Raw genomic sequence first — 22,459 nt, 5'->3', positions numbered from 1 at the left:
CTGCCATGAAACTCATCGGATCCCTGACCAGCCCCTACGTGCGCAAGGTGCGCGTGGTGCTGGCCGAGAAGAAGCTCGACTGCCCGCTGCTGGTGCAGGACGTCTGGTCCGCGGACACCACCATCGGCCAGAGCAACCCGCTGGGCAAGGTGCCCTGCCTGGTGCTGGAGGGCGGCGAGGCCATCCACGACTCGCGCGTGATCGTGGAGTACCTGGACACCCTCTCGCCGGTGGGCCGGCTCATCCCGGCGCAGGGGCGCGAGCGCGCCACCGTCAAAACCTGGGAGGCCCTGGCCGACGGCGTGCTGGACGCCGGCGTGCTGCTGCGCCTGGAGGCCACCTGGCCCGGCCGCTCCGAGGGCGAGCGCAGCGCCGCCTGGATGGCGCGCCAGCGCGCCAAGGTCGACGCCGGCCTGGCCGCGCTGGAGGCGGGCCTGGGCGAGCGGCCCTGGCTGTGCGGCCCGCACCTGAGCCTGGCCGACATCGCCGCCGGCTGCGCGCTGGCCTGGCTGCAGCTGCGCTTCCCCGAAGAGCCCTGGGGCGAAAATCACCCGCAGCTGGCGCGCCTGCTGGAACGGCTGATGCAGCGCCAGAGCTTCATCGACACCCAGCCGCCGCAGTCCTGATCGGCCAGCCGGCGGACAAGAAAAAAGCGCGCCCTCCGGTCAAGGAGGTGCGCGCTTTTTGCTGGCATAAAAAACGTTGCGAAGCGCCCTGAAACGAATTTAGAGAGGGAGGGAGGAGAAGCGCCCCAGGGGTGTCAGCCGGGCAGGGCCCGGAAGGCTTCGCAACGGCAAACTGGTCGGTGTGTGGTGGTGAACCCTCTCCCTATTCACAACATCTCGCGGTGCCCGCGGTTCGCCGCGGCAACGTTACGTAGATAGGTGCCGCCCGGCAAAGTTCCAGGGGGCTGGCAGAAAAAAACAAGCCCGTCCATTCAACCATGGCCGCCCCGCCCTGCAAGGCGTGCCGGCCAACCTCCTGGAGGGGCGCAGGGTTATCCGGCCGCCGCCTGTGCGGCGGGGGGCTCCGGACGCGGGCGGCGCAGCACGGTGTGCATCAGCCACTGCTCCAGGTCGTCGATGTAGGTGAACACCGCCGGCACCACCAGCAGGCTGAGCACGGTGGAGGTGATGAGCCCGCCGATCACCGCCACCGCCATGGGCGAGCGAAAACTCATGTCCGCCCCGCCCAGCCCCAGGGCGATGGGCAGCATGCCGGCGCCCATGGCCAGGGTGGTCATGATGATGGGCCGGGCGCGCTTGTGGCAGGCGTCCAGCAGGGCCTGCAGCCGCGTCATGCCGCGCTCGCGCCGGGCCATGATGGCGTACTCCACCAGCAAGATGGAGTTCTTGGTGGCGATGCCCATCAGCATGATCAGTCCGATGAGCGACGGCATGGAAAAGCTCTGGCTGGCCGCCAGCAGCGCCACGAAGGCCCCGCCCAGCGACAGCGGCAGCGCCATCAGGATGGTCACCGGCTGCAAAAAGTCCTTGAACAGCAGCACCAGCACGATGTAGATGCAGACCACGCCGGTCAGCATGGCCAGGCCGAAGCTGGCGAACAGCTCGCCCATCATCTCCGCGTCGCCCACGTCGATCAGGCGCACGCTGGCCGGCAGGCCCTTGACGGCGGCCAGGTTGTGCACCGCCTCGGTCACCTCGCCCAGGCCGCGCGAGCCCAGTTCGATCTCGAAGTTCACGTTGCGCGAGCGGTCGTAGCGGCGGATGACGGCCGGCCCGCCCGCCAGCTCCAGCGTGGCGATCTCGCCCAGGCGCACCGGGCCGCGGCTGCCGGGCACCGCCAGGCGCTCCAGCACCGACAGGTCCTCGCGCGCCGCATCCTGCAGGCGCACCACGATGGGTATCTGGCGCTGCGCCAGGTTCAGCTTGGGCAGGTACTGCTCGTAGTCGCCCATGGTGGCCACGCGCAGCGTCTCGGCGATCGCCTGCGAGGTGACGCCCAGATCGGCGGCGCGGGCGAAGTCCGGGCGCACGGCGATCTCCGGGCGCACCAGGCTGGCCGTGGAACTGATGCCGCCGATGCCGGGGATGGCACGCAGCTCCCGCTCCACCGCGCGGGCGCTGCTGGCCAGCGCCTGCGGGTCCTCGCTGGCCAGCGCCACGACGTACTTGTCGTTGGAGCCGCCCAGGCCGACCTTGACGCGCACGCCGGGCACGCCCTGCATGGCGTCGCGCAGGCCCTGCTCGATGACCTGCTTGCGCGGGCGCTCGCCGCGCGGTGCCATGCGCAGCGTGAGCGTGGCGATGCGCGGGTCGGCCGATGCCGCGCTGCTCGACGCCGGATCGGCCCCGGCGGAACCGGCGCCGATGGTGGTGTAGATGCTCTCGATGTGGCCCACGGCCATGGCCCGCTCGGCCGCCAACAGGGCCACGGCGCGCGTGTCCTCCAGCCGGGTGCCGGGCGGCAGCTCCAGCGTGACCTGGGTCTGCGCGTTGTCGTCCGCCGGGATGAAGCCCGAGGGCAGCAGCGGAATGAGCGCGATGGAGCCGACGAAGAACAGCAGTGCCCCGATCAGCGTCAGCACGCGGTGGCGAATGCACCAGGCCGACGCGCGCATGTAGGTGGCCAGCCAGCGCGGCTCGCGCTCCTGGTCGGCCAGGGGCTTCAGGATGTAGGCGGCCATCATGGGCGTGAGCAGGCGCGCCACCACCAGCGAGGCGAACACGGCCAGCGCCGCCGTCCAGCCGAACTGCTTGAAGAAACGCCCGGCGATGCCGCTCATGAAGGCCGTGGGCAGGAACACCGCGATCAGCGTGAAGGTGGTGGCAATCACCGCCAGGCCGATCTCGTCGGCCGCCTCCATGGCCGCCTGGTAGGGCGACTTGCCCATGCGCAGGTGGCGCACGATGTTCTCCACCTCGACGATGGCGTCGTCCACCAGGATGCCCACCACCAGCGACAGCGCGAGGAGCGTGATGATGTTGATGGAAAAGCCCAGCAGGTGCATGCCGATGAAGGCCGGGATCACCGACAGCGGCAGCGCCACGGCCGAGACTATTGTGGCCCGCCAGTCGCGCAGGAACAGCCAGACCACCACCACGGCCAGGATGGCGCCTTCGTACAGCAGCCGCATGGAGCTGTCGTACTCGTCCTGGGCGATCTGCACGAAATCCACCGTGCGGGTGAGCGACAGATCGGGGTGGGCGGCCTGAATCTCGTCCAGCGCCTTTTGCACGCCGGCGCCCACCTCCACCTCGCTGGCGCCGCGGCTGCGCGTGACCTCGAAGCCGATGACCGGCTTGCCATCCAGCAGCGCGGCGGTACGCGGCTCGGCCACGGTGTCGGTCACGCTGGCCACCTGGTCCAGGCGCACGTGGCGCCCACTGGGCAGGGCGATGTCCAGCCGCGCCAGCTCATCGGCCGTCTGCACGGTGGCCAGGGTGCGCAGCGGCTGCTCGGCCCCGGCCAGCTCGGCGCGGCCGCCGGCGCTCTCCAGCTGCACCTGGCGCAGCTGGCGCGAGACGTCGGCCGCCGTGGTGCCCAGCGCCTGCAGCTTCAAGGGATCCAGCTCCACCCGCACCTCGCGCGTCACCCCGCCCACGCGGGTGATGGCGCCCACGCCAGGTACGGTGAGCAGGCGCCGGGTGAGCGTGTCGTCGATGAACCACGACAGCGACTCGTCGTCCATGCGGCTGGAGGCGATGGCGAATGCCGCGATTGGCTGTGAGGTGAACTCGAACTTGGTGACGATGGGGTCGCGCAAGTCGGCCGGCAGGTCCGAGCGCACGCGCGAGACGGCCGAGCGCACATCGTCCACCGCCTCCTGCACGGGCTTTTCCAGCTCGAACTCGGCAGCGATCGAGGCCATGCCGTCGACCAGCGTGGTGGTGATGTGCTTCAGACCCTGCGTGGTGGCGATGGCGTTCTCGATCTTGCGCGCCACGTCGGATTCGAGCTGCCCCGGCGCCGCGCCGGGCAGCGCGGCAGTGACGATGACGATGGGCAGATCCATGTCGGGGAAGTTCTGCACCTTCATGGCGCGGAACCCCATCAGGCCGCCCAGCGTGAGCAGCACGAACAGCATCGCCGCCGGGATGGGGTTGCGGATCGACCAGGCTGAGAGGTTCATGACCGCTCCTTAATTGCTAGCTGCTTGCGCTTGACTGGCGGGCGCTGGAGCCTGATTTGGCTCAGAACCGTCGACCACGCGCACCAGGTCGCCGTCATTCAGGAAGACACCGCCCTGCGGCACGATGTGCGCGCCAGCGGCCAGGCCTTCCAGCACTTCCACGCGGCCGCCGCTGCGCTCGCCGGTGCGCACGCGGCGCAGGGCCACGCGGCTGCCCTCGACCACTTCGAAGACGTTGGAAAAACCGTCGCGCACCACCACCGCGCCCAGCGGCACCGTCAGGCCCTGGCGCTGGCCCAGCAAAAAGTCGCCGCGCGCATACACGCCGGCGCGCAGGTCCGGGTGCGGGGGCAGGTCCACGTAGACGATGGCGTTGCGCGTGGTCGGGTCCACCGTGGGCGCCAGCATGCGCACCGTGCCCTGCACGCTGGCGCCGCTGGCGGCCACTACCTCGGCCGTCATGCCGGGGCGAATGCGCGGCAGGTCGGCGGCGCCGACCTCGGCGCGCCACTCCAGGCGGCCGCGGCGCACCAGGCGAAACAGCTCGGTGCCGGCACCCACCACCGCGCCCACGGTGGCCGTGCGGGCGGAGATCACGCCGCTGTCGGGGGCCAGCACCTGGGTGTGCTTCAGGCGCAACTGCTGCACGTCCAGCAGGGCCTGCGCGGCCTCGACCCGGGCCTGGGCCGTCTGGGCAGCGGTGGCGTACTGCTGGATCTGCTGCTGGCTCAGGGCGCCCGACTGGGCCAGCGTCTGCGCCCGGCCGGCGTTGGCCTGGGCCTCGGCGGCGGCGGCGCGTGCCTCAGCCAAGCTGGCGCGCGCCTGGGCGGCCTCGGCCCGCACCGTCTCGGGGGCGAAGGTGGCCAGCACCTGGCCGGCGCGCACGCTGTCGCCCACGTTCACGCGCACCTCGGTCAGGCGCAGGCCATTGGCCTCGGCGCCCACGCTGGCTTCCTGCCAGGCGGCGATGCTGCCGTTGGCCGACAGCCGCTCGGTCACGGCAACGCTCTGCGGCTGCACGGTGGTCACGGTGAGCGCCGGGCGTACGGGTGCGGGCGCGGCGGCGGTCGCCGGCGCGGCCTCGCCCTTGCCGCGCTGGGACAGCGCGAAGGCGCCACCCAGCAGCACGAGCACGGCCAGGGCGGCCAGGAGATGAAGTTTCTTGGGACGCTGCATGGAAGATAAGTGCGGTGTGCGAAAGAAATGGGCGATGAAAGCTGTGCGGGTCAGGAGCGGCGCCAGCCGCCGCCGGCGGCGCGGTACAGCGCGATCCAGGCGGCCATGCGCTCTTGCTCCAGCGCCACCAGCGCCGTCTCGGAGGCCAGCTGGGTGCGCCGCGCGTCCTCCAGCTCCACCAGGCTGGCCAGGCCCGCCGACCAGCGCGCCTGCGTGGCCTGGAAGGACTGGCGGTAGCCCTCGGCGGCGCGTCGGGCGGCGCAGCTGCGCTCGGCCGTGCTGGCCAGGCGGGCCAGGGCCTGCTCGACCTCGGCCACGGCGCCGCGGGCGGCGGCGCGGTAGCGGCTGGCGGCCGCCTCGTAGCGGGCCTGGGCAGCGTCCACCTGGGCGGCGCGCCGGCCGGCGTCGAAGATCGGCACGCTCAGCGCCAGCGGGCCGATGGACCAGGTGTTGCTGGTCACGCTGGCCCCGCCGGTCTTGACCCAGCCGCGGCCGATGGAGCCGGTGAGCTGCAGGCGCGGGTAGCGGTCGGCCTCGGCGGCGCCGACCTCGGCGCTGGCGGCGGCCACCTCGCGCTCGGCGGCGTAGATGTCCGGGCGCTGGGCCAGCACCTGCGCCGGCAGGCTGTCGATGGCGAACAGCTCCCCCTGGGGCTGCAGGGCCGGCGCGGCGGCCAGCTGCTGGCGCAGCGCGGGCTCGTCGCGGCCGGTCAGCGCCACCAGGGTCTTCACGCCGATCTCGCACTGCAGCCGCTGCTGGGCGGCACGGGCCAGCGCGTCGGCGTGGCTGGCCGTGGCCAGGGCGGCGGTGGCCGGGGCGGTGAAGCCGGCGCGCTCGCTCTCCTGCGACAGGCGGGCGGTCTCGCCGCGCGAGCGCGCATCGGCCTCGGCCACGCTCAGCTGGCGCATGCAGTAGTGCCAGCCGGTGTATTGCTGCGCCACCTCGGCGGCCACCGAGACGCGCGCCTCGTGCCACTGGGCCTGGGCGCCTTCGGTGCGCTGGCGCGCGGCGTCCCACTGCGCGGCGTTGCCGCCGAACAGGTCGATCTCCCAGCCCGCCTGCAGGCCCGCCTGCGCGGTACTGGCCAGGCCGCCCACCTGCTGGTTGAAGCCGCGGCTGGCAGTGGCCTGCCCGTCCAGCTGCGGCAGCAGGCCCGAGCGCGCCGCCACCTGCTGGGCGCGCGCCTGGGACAGCTGCGAGGCGGCCTGGGCCACGTCGGGGCTGAGCGCCTGGGCGTCGGCGATCAGGGCGGCCAGCAGCGGGTCGTCCAGCCGGCCCTGCCACCACTGGCCCAGCTGCTGCACGCTGCCGCCGTGGGGCAGCGGCGCCTGCCAGCCGGCCGGCACGCTCGCCTGGACCTGCGCCGGCGGGCGCGTGATGGAGCAGGCGGCAAGCACAAGGGGCAGGACGGCGAGCGCGGCGGCGCGCCGCAGGGGCTGGGACAGCTTCATAAGGGGCTGGACGGGTTAGGAGCAGAAGAAGAGGATGCGGCGAGCGCTCGGCGCCGCCGGCGCTCGGTGGCCACCATGGCCAGGGCGTAGTCGGTCAGGCGCTCGGCCCACAGGTCCACCGCCTCGGGCGAGGCCAGCAGCTGCGGCTGGATGGCCAGCACCACCTCCTGGTGGCTCCACAGCTGGAAGGCCAGGCCGGTGACGGTAAGCGCCAGGCGGTGCATGTCGTCGTCGGGCTGCTGCAGCCCCAGGTGGCGGCACAGCAGCTGGGCCATGGCCTCGTTGGGGCCGCGCACGTCCTTTTCCAGCTCGCGCTCCCACTGCTCGCTGGGTTCCAGCATCTCGCGGATGTGCAGCCGCACCACCTGGCGTGCGAATTCGCCGTGGTGCAGGGGCGCCAGCGAGCCCTGGAAGAAGCGCCGCAGCGCCACGCGCAGGGACAGGCCGGGCCGGGTGAAGTCCGGCACCAGCGCGGCCAGCGAGCCGAAGGGGTCGGTGAACAGCGCGGCGTACAGCGCCGCCTTGTCGCCGAAGTAGTAGCTCACGGCGGCGACGTTGGTCTGCGCCTCGGCGGCGATGGCGCGGATGGAGGTCTTGGCGTAGCCGCGGTCGGCAAACAGCTTGAGCGCGGCCAGCAGCAGCCGCGTGCGCGCGGGCGGCGGCCCGGCCTCGGGGCAGATGGGGCAGGCGGGGGGCAGCAGCGGAGCGGAAGGCATCGCCGCGCATTACAGCACGCGAATCAAACGTTTGTTTGATTTTTACGTGACGCTACACGTTTGGCGCTCGCGAAAATTATGAACAAAATAGGCCTCTAGCGCTTATGTAGCAAGCGCTGGCAGCTATCAAAAAAAGAGTGCAGCCGCTTTAGCCGAAAACGGCACGCCACAGCGCCAGCACGGCCGCGCGCTCGTCCGCCAGGGCGTCGGCGGGCACGCGCGTGGGCTCTTCGTTCAGGCGCGCGCGGTGCTGCACCTGGCGCAGCGTGCGGTAGGCGTCGGCCGCGGCCCGGCCCACGCCGGCGGGCAGCAAGCCCGCTTCTTCCGCGCGCTGCAGTAGGGCGATGTTGCCCTTGTTGTCCTGCAGCCCGGGGTGGGCGCTGGAGTGGGCCAGCACCAGGTATTGCACGGCGAATTCCACATCCAGCATGCCGCCGGCGCTGTGCTTGACGTCGAACCAGTCGGGCCCCGCGGCGTGTGCGCCGCGCAGGCGCTCGCGCATGGCGGTGATCTCGCCGGCCAGGCTGGCCCGGTCGCGCGGCGCGGTGATGACGGCCTGGCGTACGGCGTCAAAGCGCTCGCCCAGGCCCGGCGCGCCCAGCACGAAGCGGGCGCGCGTCATGGCCTGGTGCTCCCAGGTCCAGGCGGTGTTGCTGCCGCGCTGCTGCTGGTAGTCGGCATAGGCCTGGAAGCTGGTCACCAGCAGGCCGGAGTTGCCGTTCGGGCGCAGTTCGGTGTCGATCTCGAACAGGTCGCCCTCGCTGGTCTTCACGGCCAGCCAGTTGATGAGCTTGCGCACGAAGGCGGCGTAGACCTCGGGGGCGCGGTCGTCGTCGTCGTCGAAAACGAAGACGATGTCCAGGTCGCTGCCGTAGCCCAGCTCTTTTCCGCCCAGCTTGCCGTAGCCGATGATGGCGAATTGCGGCTCGTCCCGGTGGCGGTTCTTCAGGCGCTGCCAGCACCAGCGGCTGGTCACGCGCAGCACGCTGTCGGCCAGCAGCGACAGGTCGTCGGCCACCTGCTCCACCGTGATGCGCCCTTCCACGTCGCGCGCCAGGGTGCGGAAGACCTCGGCGTGGTGCGCGCGGCGCAGCAGGTCCAGCAGGTTCTCGTCGTCGTCCTCGCCGGTTGATTGCAGGGCGGCCAGGCGCAGGCCCAGCTCGCGCTCGAAGTCTTCGGGCACGAAGCGCTCGTTCAGGATGGCGCCGCCGGCCAGCTCATCGATCACGCCGGGGTGCAGCATCATATAGCGCGCCGGCCAGCGCGCTGCGCCCAGCAGGTGCAAGAGGTGTTCGTGCACGGCCGGGCGCTCCAGCAGCAGGGCCAGGTAGCTCTCGCGGCGCAGCAGCGGCTCCAGCCAGTCCAGCAGGCGCACGGCGGCGTCTTCGCTCACCAGGCCCTCGGCCAGCCACTGGCCGGTGCGCTGCACCACGCGCACCAGGCGCGAGCGCGCCTGCTCGCGCAGGCCCTGCACGCGCGGGTGGATGCGCCAGCCCTGCACACGCGTGGCCAGCGCCGGCGGCAGCTGCACCGCCAGTGCCTCCAGATCGGGCGCCGCGGCCACGCCGTTGCCGGCGCGCGGGCCGGGGCAGGCGCCGCCGCCGCACTGCTTTTTCTCGGGGCCGCCCAGCAGGCGGTCGAACTCCTGGGCCACCAGTTCGCGGTGGCCGTCCAGCTCGCGCAGGAAGTCGCAGCAGGACAGGCCCATGGTGGCGGCGATCCAGGCCAGGTCGTCGTCGCGCGTGGGCAGCACGTGGGTCTGCTGGTCGTCCAGGTACTGGATGCGGTGCTCCACCCGGCGCAGGAAGGTATAGGCCACGGCCAGCTGCTGCGCCGTCTCCTGGGGCATGAGGCCGGCGCGCGCCAGGCGCTCCAGCGCCTCCAGCGTCGGGCGACGGCGCAGCTCGGGAAACTGCCCGCCGCGCACCACCTGCAAGAGCTGCACGGTGAACTCCAGCTCGCGGATGCCGCCGCGCGAGAGCTTCACGTCGTTGGCGCGCTCGGGGTGGCCGCTGGCGCGGCGCAGCGCGTGCTCGCGGATCTGGCGGTGCAGCGCGCGCAGGGCGTCGAACACGCCGTAGTCCAGGTAGCGGCGAAAGACGAAGGGCAGCACCACCTCGCGCAGGGCCTGCACGCCCGGCGAGGCGATGGCCGCGCGCGGCGCCACCACGCGGCTTTTCAGCCAGGCGAAGCGCTCCCATTCGCGGCCCTGCAGCAGCAGGTATTCCTCCAGCGCGGCCAGCGAGCACACCGGCGGGCCGGAGTTGCCGTTGGGCCGCAGGGCCAGATCGACGCGGAAGACGAAGCCGTGCTCGGTGGCTTCGCCCACCAGGGCGTACAGGGAGCGGGCGGCTCGGGCGAAGTATTCGTGGTGCGAGATCTTGCCGCGTCCGCCTTCGATGCCCTCGGTCTCGCCGTCGCATTCATAGACATAGACCAGGTCGATGTCGCTGGAGACGTTGAGCTCGCGCGCGCCCAGCTTGCCCATGCCGATGATCCACAGCATCGCCTCGCCGCCGTCGCAGGTGCGCGGCGCACCGTGCAGCGCCGTGAGCTGGGCGCAGGCGTGGCGGCTGGCGCGGTCCAGGGCCAGCTCGGCCAGGCAGGTCACGGGGGTGGTGATGTCTGCCAGCGGCGCGCCCTGGTCGCAGTCCAGCACCACGAGGCGGTGCATGACCAGCTGGCGCAGGATGCGCAGGGCGGCGCCCAGGTCGTGGCCGCGGGCCAGCAGCGCGTCGCAGGTGGCCTCCATGGCCTCGCGCGTGGGCACGCCGGGGGGCAGCAGCTCCAGCAGGGTCTCGTAGCGGCGCTCCAGCCGTTGGCAAAAGCGTGAATGCAGCGACAGGGGATGGGGCAGTGCCAGGGCGGAGGACAGGGGCATGGAACGAACGGCTATAGCGGCGCTTCAGGCTGCAGGGGGCGGGTCATAATTCCTGCCACCGTTTGCGCCCGCCAATGACAGAGTTGCCTGCCCATCCTTCCCGCCTGTTGAGATTCATGGCGGGCTGCGCACGGTGGGCGCTGGGCCTGACGGTGGCGTTCTGGCTCGTCCTGGGGGCTGCCTGGGCAGCCTTGCATGGCTGGATTGTGCCGCGTATCGACAGCCTGCGCCCGCAGCTGCAGGAGCAGGCCACGCGGGCCCTGGGGGTGCCGGTGCGCATTGCCGCCATCGCCGCGGAAAGCGGCGGCATCTTTCCCACCGTGGAGCTGAGCGGCGTGACGCTGCTGGACGGCGAGGGCCGCGCCGGCCTGCTCCTGCCGCGCGTGGTGGTGGCGCTGTCGCCACGCTCGCTGCTGCGCTTCGGCTTCGAGCAGATCTACATCGACGCACCCGAGCTGGACATCCGCCGCGCCGCCGACGGGCAGGTGTTCATCGCCGGCTTGGGTTTTCGCGGCCAGGGCGAGCCGGACAGCCGCGCCGCCGACTGGCTTTTCTCCCAGCCCGAGGTGGCCATCCGCGGCGGCACGCTGCGCTACTCGGACGAGCTGCGCGGCGCAGAGCCCCTGGCCCTGACTCAGGTGGACCTGGTGATCCGCCGCAGCGGCTGGCGCCACGCCGTGCGCCTGGATGCCACACCTGCGCCCGAGTGGGGCGAGCGCTTCACGCTGCGCGGACAGTTCCGCCAGCCCCTGCTGAGCACGCATCCCGGCCAGTGGCAGCAGTGGAGCGGGCAGCTGTACGCGCACTTCCCGCGGGCCGACGTCTCGCGCCTGCACCGCCATGTGGACCTGGTCGCCCTGTCCGTGGCGAGCGGCGCCGGCGCCGTGCGCGCCTGGGGCGACGTGCGCCGAGGCCAGCTGGTGGGCGGCACGGTGGACATGGCGCTGTCCGAGGTGCAGGCCACCCTGGGCAGCGATCTGGAACCGCTGGCGCTGCGCAGCGTGCGTGGGCGCGCCGGCGGGCGGCGGCTGGACGGCGGCTTCGAGTTCGTCGCAGACGGTCTGGAATTCACCACCGAGTCCGGCCTGCGCTGGCCCGGCGGCCGGGTGCTGGTGCGCCACCTGGACCGCGGCAAGGACAGCGAGGGCGAGCTGCGCGCCGACCGGCTCGACCTGGCGGCACTGTCGCAAATCGCCGCCCGCCTGCCGCTGGGCCCGGCCGTGCACACGGCGCTGGACACCTATGCGCCGCAGGGCCAGGTGGACGGCCTGTCGGCGCGCTGGCGCGGCCCGCTGGACGCGCCGAGCGAATACCAGGCCCGCGCCCAGGTGCGCGGCCTGGCCCTGGCCGCACGCGGCGGCCCGCGCGGCGTGGCCGGCCTGGCCGGCGCCGACGTGCAGGTGGATCTGACCCAGGCGGGCGGCCAGGCCACGCTGTCCCTCCATGACGGCCACCTGGCCCTGCCCGGCGTGTTCGAGGAGCCCGTGGTGCCCGTGCAGCGCCTGGCCGCCACCGTGCACTGGCAGGTCGAAGGCCAGCGCATCGCCGTGCAGACGGGCGACGTGCGCTTTGCCAACGCCGATGCCGAAGGGCAGGCGCGCCTGTCCTGGCACACGGCGGACGCCGGCGGCGGCTCGCGCTTTCCCGGTGTGCTGGAGCTGACCGGCACGCTCAGCCGCGCCGACGGCACGCGCGTGCACCGCTACCTGCCGCTGGCCGTGCCCGCCAGCGCGCGCCACTACGTGCGCGATGCCGTCACCCGTGGCAGTGCAAACCGGGTGCAGTTCCGCGTTAAGGGCAACCTGCACGAATTTCCCTACGCCCACGGCGGGCCGGGCGAGTTCCGCATCAGCGCCCACGTCAAGGACGTGGAATACGCCTACGTGCCCGCCAGCTTGCTGCACGCCGGCGACAAGCCCTGGCCGGCGCTGTCGGGACTGGCCGGCGAGCTGATCTTCGAACGCGCCACCATGACCGTGCAGGGCGCCACGGGCAGCCTGGCCGGCGCGCCGCGGCTGCGCCTGCAGCCCACGCGCGCGCGCATCGCCGACCTGGAGCACCCGGTCGTGGAGGTCGACGGCCAAGTGAACGGCACGCTGGCGGACATGCTGGCGCTGGTGCGCACATCGCACGTGGCCGAGCTGACCCACGGCGCGCTGGACGCGGCCAGCGCCACGGGCGCGGCCGAACTCAGACTCAAACTCAACCTGCCGGTGGCCGAGCTGGCCCAGTCCACCGTGCGCGGCAGCGTGCAGCTGGCGGGCAACGATGTGCGCTTCGTGCCCGAGGCGCCCACGGTCAGCGGCGCCCGCGGCGCCGTGCAGTTCACCGAAAGCGGCTTCACGCTGGCGGGCGTGCAAGGCTACGCGCTGGGTGGCGACGTCAGCCTGGAGGGCGGCATGCGCACCGCCCCCGGCGCACCGCCCCAGGTGCGTGTGCGCGCCCAGGGCACGGCCACGGCAGAGGGCCTGCGCACGGCAGGCCTGTGGGACACCCTGACCCAGCTGGCGGGCCACGCCAGCGGCAGTACGCCCTACACCCTCACGGTGGGCGTGCGCCGCGGCGTGGCCGAGCTGCTGGTCAGCAGCGACCTGACCGGCCTGGCGCTGCAGGCGCCCGCGCCCCTGGCCAAGGCGGCGCAGGCCCCGTTGCCACTGCGCGTGGAGCGCCGGCTCACACGCGAGGCGGCTGCCTCCCCGAGCGCACCGCTGCAGGACGAGCTGCTGGTGGAACTGGGCGAGCTGGCCCGGCTGTCGTGGGTACGCGCGCTGGATGAGGCGGGCGACGCCCGCGTGCTGCGCGGCGCCCTGGCAGTGGGCGAGGCCGCGCGCGAGCCACCGGCCATGCCGGCCAGCGGCGTGGTGGCCAATGCGGTGTTCGGCCAGCTGGACGCCGATGCCTGGCTGGCCCTGCTGCAGCCGAACGCGCCCGCCGGCGGCGGCGCAGCGGCGACGACAGCACCGACAGAAGTGCTGCAGGACTATCTGCCCACCTCGCTGGGCCTGCGCGCCGCCGCCCTGACGGCCGGTGGGCGCACGCTGCACGCCGTGGTCGCCGGCGCCTCGCGCCAGGGCGCGGTGTGGCGCGCCAACGTGGATGCGACCGAGCTGAATGGCTACGTGGAATACCGCCCCGGCGGCGCGGAGGCTACCGGCCCCGGTCTGGTCCACGCCCGGCTGGCGCGGCTGGCCCTGCCCGAGGCGCCGCCCGAGCAGATAGACGCGCTGCTGTCCGACGCCGAGCAGCCGCAGACGCTGCCGGCCCTGGACATCGTGGTGCAGGACTTCGAGCTGCGCGGACGCCGCCTGGGGCGCCTGGAGATCGAGGCGCGCAACCGCTCGGCCGAGGGCAGCCAGCGCGAGTGGCGCCTGGCGCGCTTCAACCTGGCCACGCCCGAGGCGGTGCTGACCTCCAGCGGCAACTGGGCGCTGCTGGCCGGCTCGCACGGGCGCCGCACGGCCATGAACTTCGCACTGGACATCCGCGACTCTGGCGCGCTGCTGGCGCGCTTCGGCATGGACGGCGTGCTGCGCCGGGGCAAGGGGCGCATCGACGGCCAGGTGGCCTGGCTGGGCCCGCCGCTGGCGCCGGACTGGCGTTCCATGTCCGGGCAGATGCACGTGGACATGCAGGCCGGCCAGTTCCTGAAGGCCGACCCGGGCCTGGCCAAGCTGCTGTCGGTGCTCAGCCTGCAGTCGCTGCCGCGGCGCCTGACGCTGGACTTCCGCGACGTGTTCAGCGAGGGTTTCGCCTTCGACTTCGTGCGCGGCGATGTGAAGATCGAGCAGGGCGTGGCGGCCACCAACAACCTGCAGATGAAGGGCGTGAACGCCGCCGTGCTGATGGAAGGCAGCGCCGACATGGAGCACGAGACGCAGGACCTGCACGTGGTGGTGGTGCCGGAGATCAACGCCATGACGGCCTCGCTGGTGGCAACCGCCATCAACCCGGTCATCGGGCTGAGCAGCTTCCTGGCGCAGGTCTTCCTGCGCGGGCCGCTGATGCAGGCGGCCACGCAGGAGTTCCACATCGACGGCACCTGGGCCGAGCCGCGCGTGCAACGCCTGCCACGCGGCCGCGCCGGTGCCGATGTGCCCGCACAGGGAGCCGCAACCACGCCCGAGGCGCAAGGAAAGGACAAGCAATGAAAGTGGCTGCCATTCAGATGGTCTCCGGCGCGCAGGTGCAGGACAACCTGTGGCGCGCCCGCGCCCTGCTGGAGCAGGCCGCACGCGCCGGCGCGCAACTGGCCGCCCTGCCTGAATACTGGAGCGGCATGGGCCTGGCCGAGACCGACAAGCTCACGCGCTGCGAGGCCTTCGGTGACGGGCCGGTGCAGCAGTTCCTGGCCCGGGCCGCGCGCGAGCTGTCGCTGTGGATCGTGGGCGGCACGCTGCCGCTGGCCAGCGCTGAGCCGGGACGCGTCTACAACAGCTCACTGGTGTATTCGCCGCTGGGCGAGTGCGTGGCGCGCTACGACAAGATCCATCTTTTTCGCTTCGACAACGGCCGCGAGGCCTTTGACGAGGCCCGCACCATCGTCCCTGGCAGCCAGCCCGTGTGCCTGGCGCTGGACGCGGGCGACGCCGGCACCTGGCAGGTCGGGCTGTCGGTCTGCTACGACCTGCGCTTTGCCGAGCTGTACCGCGCCCATGCCCGGGCGGGCGCCCAGCTGCTGCTGGTGCCCAGCGCCTTCACCCACACCACCGGCCAGGCGCACTGGGAGGTGCTGCTGCGCGCCCGCGCCGTGGAAAACCTGGCCTACGTACTGGCTCCGGCACAGGGCGGGCGGCACGAGAACGGCCGGCGCACCTGGGGCCACAGCATGGCCGTGGACCCCTGGGGCGAGGTGATGGCGCTGCAGGCCGAGGGCCCGGGCGTGGTGCTGGCGCAGCTGGACGCCGATCGGCTGCGCCAGGTGCGCGCCCAGCTGCCCGCGCTGGCGCACCGCGTGCTGTGAGCACCGGCATACCCTCCAGCGCCCGCCCCGCCGGCTGGGCCCGCCTGCCGCGGCGCTGGCTGGGCGCATGGCGGCGCTGGTCGCTGTGGGTGCTGCTGGGCGCGCTGGTGGCGGGTGTGCTGGTCACCCTGGTGTGGCTGGCGGGGCGCTACGAGGCCAGCCAGGTGCAGGAGCGTCTGGAGCGCGACGCCATGGACGCGGCCGCCGACCTGCGCCGCGCCCTGGCGCGCGACCTGCAGGACATGCTGGCCCTGCCCGGCGGCGCGGACGGCATCCTGGCCTGGCAGGGCCAGGCCAACGAGTTGCTCAGCCGCCGTCCCGAGCTGGTGCGCCTGGAGTGGCGCGACGAGCAGCAGCGCGTGCGGGCCGAGGCCGGCATACCGACGCAGCAGGACACCGCGCATTCCGAGGCCGCCATGGCCTGCGCCAATGCACGCCGCCTCATGGCACCGTCGTACTCCGCCAGCTATTACCACTTGCTGCCCGGCGGCACCGGCGCCGAGCTGATGGAGATGTGCGCACCGCTGGTCGAGGCCGGTCGCGTGCGCGGCTACCTGGTGGGCACCTACTCTCTGCAGGCCCTGCTGGCCGATGTGGTGGGCCCCCAGCTGCAGCGCACGCAGGGCGTGTCCTTCACCGAAGCCGACGGTACCCGGCTGGCACGGGTGGCGGCGCAGCGGCGCGGTTCGCGCATGTTCACGGCGCAGCAGCTGTTCGACCTGCCGGGCAACACGCTGGTGCTGCGCATGGACGGCTGGCACGCCGCGCCCAGCGTGTTTCCCAACGTGCTCACCGCCCTGGTCACGGCCATGTCGATCGCCCTGGTCTCGGTGCTGTTGGTGCTGGTGCGCGACACCCGCCGGCGCCTGCGCGCCGAGCGCGACCTGGCCGAGGCTCTGGCCTTTCGCAAGGCCATGGAGGACTCGCTGGTCACGGGCCTGCGGGCACGCGACCTGCACGGCCACGTCACCTATGTGAACCCGGCGTTCTGCGCCATGGTGGGCTTTCCCGCTGCGGAGCTCGTGGGCCGCGCCGCTCCCATGCCCTACTGGCCGCCGGAGCTGACGGAGGAATACAGCGGGCGCCAGGAGCGGCGCCTGGCCGGGCGGCTGGGGCCGTCCTCGGCCGGCTACGAAACGTCTTTCGTGCGCAGCGACGGCTCGCGCTTCCCGGTCATGGTGTACGAGGCGCCGCTGATCAATGCCCACGGCGTGCACACCGGCTGGATGGGCTGCATCCTGGACGTGAGCGAGCAGCGGCGCGCCGAGGAGCTGTCGCGCACCACGCACGAACGACTGCAGGCCACCGCCCGCCTGGCGACCGTGGGGGAGATGGCTTCACTGCTCAGCCACGAGCTGAACCAGCCCCTGGCGGCCATCGCCAGCTATGCCACCGGCTCGCTGAACCTGCTGACGCCGCTACCCGGAAGCGCCCCCGACGCCCATGACCTGCACGAGGTGCAGGTGGCCGTGCAGCGCATCGCGCACCAGGCGGAGCGCGCCGGGCGCGTCATCAAAAGCGTGCACGACTTTGTGCGCCGGCGCCCACACACGCGTGAGACGGTTCCGGCCCAGGAGCTCCTGGATGCGGTGCTGCCCATCATCCGCCTGCAGGCGCGCAAGCTGGCCGTGCAGGTGGCGGTGGAGATCGCGCCCGGCCTGCCTCCCGTCCTGTGCGACCGCACCATGGTCGAGCAAGTGCTGCTGAACCTGACGCGCAATGCCATGCAGGCGATGGACGAGCAGGAAGGCGCCGCCGCGCGGCTGCTGCAGCTGCAGGTACGCCGTGCGCCTGCCGGCGGGCCCTGGCTGGAGTTTTCCGTGGCCGACAACGGCAGCGGCATCCCCGAGGACGTGGCCGCGCGCCTGTTCACGCCCTTCTACACCACGCGCACCGAAGGCATGGGTCTCGGCCTGAGCCTGTGCCGCACGGTGGTCGAGCAGCACGGCGGCCATCTGGCCTGGCTGGCGCGGCAGCCGCGTGGTACGGTATTTGTCTTCACGCTGCCTGGCGACGGGCAGTCGGGGCCTTCAAACTGAACCGATCGATGGAATCTGCAATCCCTGCCACCGTGTACATCGTCGACGATGACGCCGAGGTGCGCGAAGCCCTGGCGTGGCTGCTGCGTTCGCGTCGGGTGCTGAGCGAGCCGTTTGCCAGTGCCGAGGAGTTCGAAGCCATGCTGGCCCTGCAGGCCGAGCGCGGCCTGCCCCAGCGCCACGCCGCCTGCCTGTTGCTGGACGTGCGCATGCCGGGCATGAGCGGTCTGGCGCTGTTCGACCGGATGGTCGAGCGCGGCGACACCGCCGCCATACCGGTGATCTTCCTGACCGGCCACGCAGATGTGCCAACGGCGGTGAGCAGCGTCAAGCGCGGCGCTTTCGACTTCTGCGAAAAACCCTTCTCTGACAACCAGCTGGTGGACCGTATCCAGGCGGCCCTGGCCAGCTCGGCCGGCCACCTGCAGGCCGAGCGCGAACGCGGCCTGCTGACCCAGCGCCAGAGTGAACTGACCGAGCGCGAGCGCGAGGTCATGCGCCTGGTGGTGGAGGGCCTGCCCAACAAGCTGATCGCCGACCAGCTGTCCATCAGCGTGCGCACGGTGGAGGTGCACCGCGCGCGCGTGTTCGACAAGATGCAGGTCCGCTCGGCGGTGGAACTGGCGAACCTGCTGCGCGCGTCGCCGGGGGGCTAGGGTGCTGCCTCGCAGATAGCTGCACGAAATGAGATCGAGGGATTCGCACTCAGGGCAAGGCGCAAGCCGCAGCGATAGCTGTAGCTATCGCGAGAATTGGCAACGCCGCCCTGGGTACGAAGGCACGATGTCATGGGTAGTTAGTTGCGTGGCAGCACACTTGGCTCAGCCCTGGCGCTCGCCCACGTAGATCTCCACGCGGCGGTTGCGCGAGCGGCCTTCGGCCGTGTCGTTGCTGGCGATGGGCTCGCGCGAGCCGCGGCCTTCCACCTGGATGCGGGCACCGCTCACGCCGCGTGCCGTCAGGTAGTTGCGGGTGCTGGTGGCGCGATCTACCGACAGCGGATTGTTGATGGCGTCCGTGCCCGTGGAGTCGGTGTGGCCGACGATGCGCACCTCGGCATTCGGGTTGTCGCGCAAGCCGGCAGCGAAGCGCTCCAGGATGGGCTGGAAGTTGGGCTGGATGTCCGAGCGGTTGGTGGCAAACGAGATGTCGCTGGGAATGTCCAGCTTGAGCTGGTTGTCCGCCGTCTGCGACACCGTCACGCCCGTGCCCTGAGTGGCTGCCTGCATCTCCTGGCGCTGGCGCTCCATGCGCTGCGACCAGATGTAGCTGCCCAGGGCGCCGACGCCGGCGCCGATGACTGCACCCTTGCCGGCGTGCCCGCCCGCCACGGCGCCGATGGCGGCGCCGCCCAGGGCGCCCACGCCAGCGCCCGTGGCCGTGCGGCGCTGGGTGTCGGTCATGGACATGTCGGCACAGCCGACGGCGAACAGGGCCAGCGACAGGCTGGCGACGAGGAGAGGTTTGCGCATGGGAAGCTCCTTTTCGCGTGGAAGACACTGAGGGGGCGGCGCGGCTTCAGGAGCCCGTGCCGCAGACCCGCTCGGGGAGCGTAACCAGCCTGGGAAGCGTGTTCTGTAGGACGGCGGACAGCACGCCAGCCGGCGGCGCAAACAACTGTCAAGCGGCCTTACCCCAAGTCTCGCCGCCGCCTGCTTTCTTCTTTCGTTCAGTCGCGCGGTGCCTCGGGCGAAGGAGGCTTGTCGTCCTCGGGTGGCGGCACGTGCAGCTCTCCGCCCTTTCTGCCGGAAAACATCGTCCACCACACGATGGCCAGCAGGATTGCCAACGCCAGCAGTGCTTCAAGCAAAATCAGCCCCATGTCTCGACCCGAGCCCGTCGCCGGGCGAAATGACTCAACCAAACAAACCAGACGAAAAGCGACGCCTGCGCCACACCAGCGGGCGATCCTACCGGAGCTGAATTCTTGACGACGTCAACGTCCCGCCTGCTGCGCCTGCTGGCCCCCCTGCTGGCCGCGGCCCTGTTTGCCGCCTGCTCCACGCGCGCGCCCCTGCCTGCCGCGCCGCCGGCCGCCACGCCCGCGCCGGCACCCGCTCCCACCGGCCCGCTGACCGGCCAGCCCGCCCCGAACAAGAGCCGCTGGGTGCCGGTGGCCTGGAGCGAGCTGCCGGGCTTTGACGCCGACGCGCTGCACGAGGCCTGGAACGCCTGGCTGCGCAGCTGCGAGCGCCCGGCCCCGGCCTTCGTCCCCCTGTGCGGCGACGTGCGCCGGCTGTCGATCGCCAGCGCCGAGGAGCAGCGCGCCTGGATGGTCGAGCGCCTGCAGCCCTACCGCGTCGAGTCGCTGGAGGGCGCCACCGACGGCCTACTGACCGGCTACTTCGAGCCCTACCTGGAGGCCGCGCGCCAGCCCGGCAACGGCTTCGATGTGCCCCTGTACCGCCCGCCGGCGGACCTGGCCACGCGCCGGCCCTGGTACACGCGCCAGCAGATCGACACCCTGCCCGAGGCACGCGCGCAGCTGGCCGGCCGGGCCATCGCCTGGGTGCGTGACCCGGTGCAGGCCATGGTGCTGCACATCCAGGGCTCGGGCCGGCTGGCCGTGCGCGAGCCCGATGGCAGCACACGCATGGTGCGCGTGGCCTTTGCCGGCACCAACGACCAGCCCTACAAGAGTGTGGGCCGCTGGCTGCTGGACCAGGGCCTGGTGCGCGACGCCACCTGGCCGGGCATCAGCGCCTGGACGCAGGCCAACCCGCAGCGCGTGCAGGAGATGCTGTGGTCCAACCCGCGCTACGTGTTCTTCCGCGAGGAGCCTCTGGACGGGCTGGACGCCGCCTTCGGCCCGCGCGGCGCGCAAGGCGTGCCGCTCACGCCCGGACGCTCCATCGCCGTGGACCGCCTCAGCATCCCCTACGGCACGCCGGTGTGGCTGGCCTCCAGCGGGCCCACGGCGCAGCTGTCGCGCCTGGTGCTGGCGCAGGACACGGGCAGCGCCATCGTCGGCGCCGTGCGCGCGGACTTCTTCACCGGCTGGGGCGAGCAGGCCGGCGACGTGGCCGGCAGGCTGAAACAGAACCTGCGGCTGTGGGCCCTGTGGCCCAGATAATGGCCGAATCGGCCTCTAGCCCTTACGTAGCAAGCGCGAGCAGCTATTAAATATGAAGCGCCCGGCCCGCCCCTCACCGCGTGAGGCCGCATGCAGGTAGACGAGCGCCTGCTGCGCACCGTGCTGCTGGCCGATGCCATCGAGCACGCCGACCGCCAGGGCGTGCTGGTCTCCGAGCCCGAGCGCCAGGAGGCGCTGCGCGGCGCCATCGCCGCGGCGCGCGGGCGCGGCGTGCAGCGCGTGGGCGCGGCCGACGTCGCCGCCGGCTGGGCCGGCGCCGTGGTGCAGCGCGCCGCGGAGCGCAGCCCCGGCGTGGCCGCGCTGCACCACGGCACCGGCCTGGCCTGGCTGGCCGGGGCCTTGCCGGCCCTCGCCCTGCTGCTGGGGCTGGTCACCGACCGCATCGCCAACGCCCACCGCGTGGACCTGCTGTCGCTGCCGCTGCTGGCCGTGCTGGGCTGGAACCTGGCCACCTATGCGCTGCTGGCCGTGCGCGCCGGCCTGAGACGCACCGCGCCGGCCCGCTGGGCGCTGGCGCTGCGCCGGTGGCTACGCGCGCGAACACCGCGCCAGGGCGGCCAGCGGGCGCTGGCGGCGCAGGTGGGCGAGCAGTTCTACGGCCCCTGGTTCGCCCACACCGGCGGCCTGTTCACGCAGCGCGTGGCGCGCGTGCTGCACCTCTCGGCCGCCGCCTGGGCCGGCGGCATCGCCCTGTCGCTGCTGCTGCGCGGCCTGGTCGTGCGCTACCAGTTCGGCTGGGAGAGCACCTTCATGGACGCCGGAGCGGTGCACGCCCTGGTGCGCGTGCTATTTTTGCCGCTGACGGCGCTGTTCGGCCTGGAGCCGTTTTCGCTGCAGGAGATCCAGGCCACGCAGAATTTCGCCGGCGAAGGCGCCGCCGGCCAGCGCTGGGTGTGGATGTACGTCGGGCTGCTGGCCCTGGTCGTGGTGCTGCCGCGGCTGGGGCTGGCCGCCTGGGCACGCTGGCGCGAGGCGCAGCTGGCGCGCCGCCTGGCGCTGGACCCGCGGGGCCGCGCCCTGCAGAGCCTGGCGGCGCGCCTGCCGCGCGATGTGGTGCTGGGCCTGGTGGGCCTGAGCGCGCCCCAGACACAGGCGCTGCAGACCATCCTGGCCGGCCAGGATGCCAGCGACCCGGCAGGCGACCGGCTGCACTGGGCCGAGCCCGCGGGCGCCGCCGCCCAGCAGCCGGTGGACGCCGTGCTGGCCGGTGCCGATGCGCAGGCGCCGCGCCCGCCCGCCTGGCGGGAAGCGCCTTCGCCGGCCCTGCGCTGGGACGACTGGGCCGCCAGCTGGGTGCTGGAGCCGGCGCTGTTCGACCGCCTGGCGCCCCTGCTGCCAGCGCACCAGGACGCCCTGCAGCGCCTGCGCCAGGCCTGGGAGCGCCACAACGAAGACCGCTTTGCCCAGGCCCTGGCCTTGCTGGCCAGCCACCTGCGCGCCGGCGCGGCGCTGGCCGCCCGGCCCGAGCAGGCCGAGCGCTACCCCGACCAGCTACGCCAGCTGGCCGCCGCGCTGGGCCGCCTGCACGGCCAGGTGGACACGCCGCCGGCCGAGCCTGCAAGCCCCGCCCCGCACGCCGAGGCCGCCGGGCGCTGGGGCGACGGCGCCTTCGTGGCGCTGGGCTCGTCGGCCGGCGCGGCCGCCGGCGCCAAGGCCGGCGCGGTGCTGGACCTGGGCCTGGGCGGCATTACGCTGGGCGCCGGCACGGCCCTGGGCGCCCTGCTGGGCGCGGCCGCGGCCTGGGGGCGCCGCGGTCTGAAGAAGAGGCAGGAAAGCGACGAGGTGCTGCGCCACATGGCCGAGGTGGCCTGCCTGCTCTACCTGGTCAGTGCCCACCAGGCCCGCTTGGCGCCCGCCCAGGGCGAGCTGTTGGCCGGGCGCTGGCGCGCCGAGGTCACGGGCGCCATCGCCGCGCACTGGGACGCGCTGCACGCAGCACTGCAGCCCGGCGGCGATCAGGGCGCGCTGCAGGCGCTGCTGCAGACCGTGCTGCGCGGCGTGCTGCGGCGCAGTCTGCCGCCGCACTGAAAATGCAGCCAAATCGGGTTC

General features: G+C 72.6%; 14 protein-coding genes. 7 read left to right on the top strand and 7 right to left on the bottom strand.

The features are described from left to right. The first annotated feature begins 5 nt into the window (after positions 1 to 5). Positions 6 to 626 carry a glutathione S-transferase C-terminal domain-containing protein gene (locus tag RT282_RS15150; protein ID WP_312302361.1) on the top strand — a complete coding sequence of 207 codons (621 nt, stop codon included), beginning with the start codon at positions 6 to 8 and terminating at the stop codon, positions 624 to 626. Positions 627 to 997: 371 nt separating this feature from the next. On the opposite strand, the gene RT282_RS15145 is transcribed toward RT282_RS15150, so the two are convergent. From RT282_RS15145 to glnE, 5 genes are all read right to left on the bottom strand, one after another. Then, positions 998 to 4,093, bottom strand: coding sequence for an efflux RND transporter permease subunit (locus RT282_RS15145; RefSeq protein ID WP_313315611.1), 3,096 nt, complete (start codon positions 4,091 to 4,093; stop codon positions 998 to 1,000). A 9-nt stretch (positions 4,094 to 4,102) separates the two neighbouring features. After that, positions 4,103 to 5,269, bottom strand: coding sequence for an efflux RND transporter periplasmic adaptor subunit (locus RT282_RS15140; protein ID WP_313315608.1), 1,167 nt, complete (start codon positions 5,267 to 5,269; stop codon positions 4,103 to 4,105). A gap of 50 nt (positions 5,270 to 5,319) precedes the next feature. Then, a complete protein-coding gene (locus RT282_RS15135) occupies positions 5,320 to 6,720 on the bottom strand; it encodes an efflux transporter outer membrane subunit (protein WP_313315605.1) in 1,401 nt (466 codons plus the stop codon). Next, a complete protein-coding gene (locus RT282_RS15130) occupies positions 6,717 to 7,436 on the bottom strand; it encodes a CerR family C-terminal domain-containing protein (RefSeq protein ID WP_313315602.1) in 720 nt (239 codons plus the stop codon). The genes RT282_RS15135 and RT282_RS15130 overlap by 4 nt, the downstream gene beginning before the upstream one ends. Positions 7,437 to 7,584: 148 nt before the next feature. After that, positions 7,585 to 10,317, bottom strand: a complete 2,733-nt coding sequence (gene glnE / locus RT282_RS15125; protein ID WP_313315599.1) for a bifunctional [glutamate--ammonia ligase]-adenylyl-L-tyrosine phosphorylase/[glutamate--ammonia-ligase] adenylyltransferase — start codon at positions 10,315 to 10,317, stop codon at positions 7,585 to 7,587. 74 nt (positions 10,318 to 10,391) lie between these two features. Between glnE and RT282_RS15120 the strand changes: the two genes are divergently transcribed. The 4 genes from RT282_RS15120 to RT282_RS15105 are packed head-to-tail and all read left to right on the top strand — an operon-like array spanning position 10,392 to position 17,972. Then, a complete protein-coding gene (locus RT282_RS15120; RefSeq protein WP_313315595.1) occupies positions 10,392 to 14,465 on the top strand; it encodes a YhdP family protein in 4,074 nt (1,357 codons plus the stop codon). Beyond that, positions 14,462 to 15,277, top strand: a complete 816-nt coding sequence (locus RT282_RS15115) for a carbon-nitrogen hydrolase family protein (protein WP_312757448.1) — start codon at positions 14,462 to 14,464, stop codon at positions 15,275 to 15,277. Before RT282_RS15120 ends, RT282_RS15115 begins: the two co-directional genes overlap by 4 nt. After that, positions 15,274 to 17,316, top strand: coding sequence for an ATP-binding protein (locus RT282_RS15110; protein WP_313315591.1), 2,043 nt, complete (start codon positions 15,274 to 15,276; stop codon positions 17,314 to 17,316). Before RT282_RS15115 ends, RT282_RS15110 begins: the two co-directional genes overlap by 4 nt. A gap of 8 nt (positions 17,317 to 17,324) precedes the next feature. Continuing rightward, positions 17,325 to 17,972, top strand: coding sequence for a response regulator transcription factor (locus tag RT282_RS15105; protein ID WP_312302338.1), 648 nt, complete (start codon positions 17,325 to 17,327; stop codon positions 17,970 to 17,972). A gap of 165 nt (positions 17,973 to 18,137) precedes the next feature. Here the strand turns inward: RT282_RS15105 and RT282_RS15100 are convergent, their stop codons facing one another. Both RT282_RS15100 and RT282_RS15095 read right to left on the bottom strand, forming a co-directional pair. Further along, positions 18,138 to 18,788, bottom strand: a complete 651-nt coding sequence (locus RT282_RS15100; RefSeq protein WP_312302335.1) for an OmpA family protein — start codon at positions 18,786 to 18,788, stop codon at positions 18,138 to 18,140. 197 nt (positions 18,789 to 18,985) lie between these two features. Beyond that, positions 18,986 to 19,126 (bottom strand): hypothetical protein, encoded by a 141-nt coding sequence (locus RT282_RS15095; protein ID WP_313315724.1) that lies wholly within the window; start codon positions 19,124 to 19,126, stop codon positions 18,986 to 18,988. Between the two features lie 117 nt (positions 19,127 to 19,243). Here RT282_RS15095 and RT282_RS15090 point away from each other — a divergent pair, with 117 nt between their 5' ends. Together RT282_RS15090 and RT282_RS15085 are read left to right on the top strand one after the other, a co-directional pair. Then, positions 19,244 to 20,389 carry a murein transglycosylase A gene (locus RT282_RS15090; protein ID WP_409519497.1) on the top strand — a complete coding sequence of 382 codons (1,146 nt, stop codon included), beginning with the start codon at positions 19,244 to 19,246 and terminating at the stop codon, positions 20,387 to 20,389. 90 nt (positions 20,390 to 20,479) lie between these two features. After that, positions 20,480 to 22,438 (top strand): DUF3482 domain-containing protein, encoded by a 1,959-nt coding sequence (locus RT282_RS15085; protein WP_313315587.1) that lies wholly within the window; start codon positions 20,480 to 20,482, stop codon positions 22,436 to 22,438. The last annotated feature ends 21 nt before the right edge of the window (positions 22,439 to 22,459 follow it).

This window comes from Pulveribacter sp. (assembly GCF_032079985.1).
Taxonomy (GTDB): Bacteria; Pseudomonadota; Gammaproteobacteria; order Burkholderiales; family Burkholderiaceae_C; genus Melaminivora.
The sequence above is the reverse complement of the archived record's forward strand: the minus strand, read 5'-3'. Positions and strand labels throughout refer to the sequence as shown.

What these genes read in the sequence shown, in the direction of transcription:
- RT282_RS15085 (WP_313315587.1), top strand. Translation starts at nt 20,480, where the DNA reads ATGCAGGTAGACGAGCGCCTGCTGCGCACCGTGCTGCTGGCCGATGCC.
- RT282_RS15130 (WP_313315602.1), bottom strand. Translation starts at nt 7,436, where the DNA reads ATGCCTTCCGCTCCGCTGCTGCCCCCCGCCTGCCCCATCTGCCCCGAG.
- RT282_RS15105 (WP_312302338.1), top strand. Translation starts at nt 17,325, where the DNA reads ATGGAATCTGCAATCCCTGCCACCGTGTACATCGTCGACGATGACGCC.
- RT282_RS15150 (WP_312302361.1), top strand. Translation starts at nt 6, where the DNA reads ATGAAACTCATCGGATCCCTGACCAGCCCCTACGTGCGCAAGGTGCGC.
- RT282_RS15100 (WP_312302335.1), bottom strand. Translation starts at nt 18,788, where the DNA reads ATGCGCAAACCTCTCCTCGTCGCCAGCCTGTCGCTGGCCCTGTTCGCC.
- RT282_RS15120 (WP_313315595.1), top strand. Translation starts at nt 10,392, where the DNA reads ATGACAGAGTTGCCTGCCCATCCTTCCCGCCTGTTGAGATTCATGGCG.
- RT282_RS15115 (WP_312757448.1), top strand. Translation starts at nt 14,462, where the DNA reads ATGAAAGTGGCTGCCATTCAGATGGTCTCCGGCGCGCAGGTGCAGGAC.
- glnE (WP_313315599.1), bottom strand. Translation starts at nt 10,317, where the DNA reads ATGCCCCTGTCCTCCGCCCTGGCACTGCCCCATCCCCTGTCGCTGCAT.
- RT282_RS15145 (WP_313315611.1), bottom strand. Translation starts at nt 4,093, where the DNA reads ATGAACCTCTCAGCCTGGTCGATCCGCAACCCCATCCCGGCGGCGATG.
- RT282_RS15140 (WP_313315608.1), bottom strand. Translation starts at nt 5,269, where the DNA reads ATGCAGCGTCCCAAGAAACTTCATCTCCTGGCCGCCCTGGCCGTGCTC.
- RT282_RS15135 (WP_313315605.1), bottom strand. Translation starts at nt 6,720, where the DNA reads ATGAAGCTGTCCCAGCCCCTGCGGCGCGCCGCCGCGCTCGCCGTCCTG.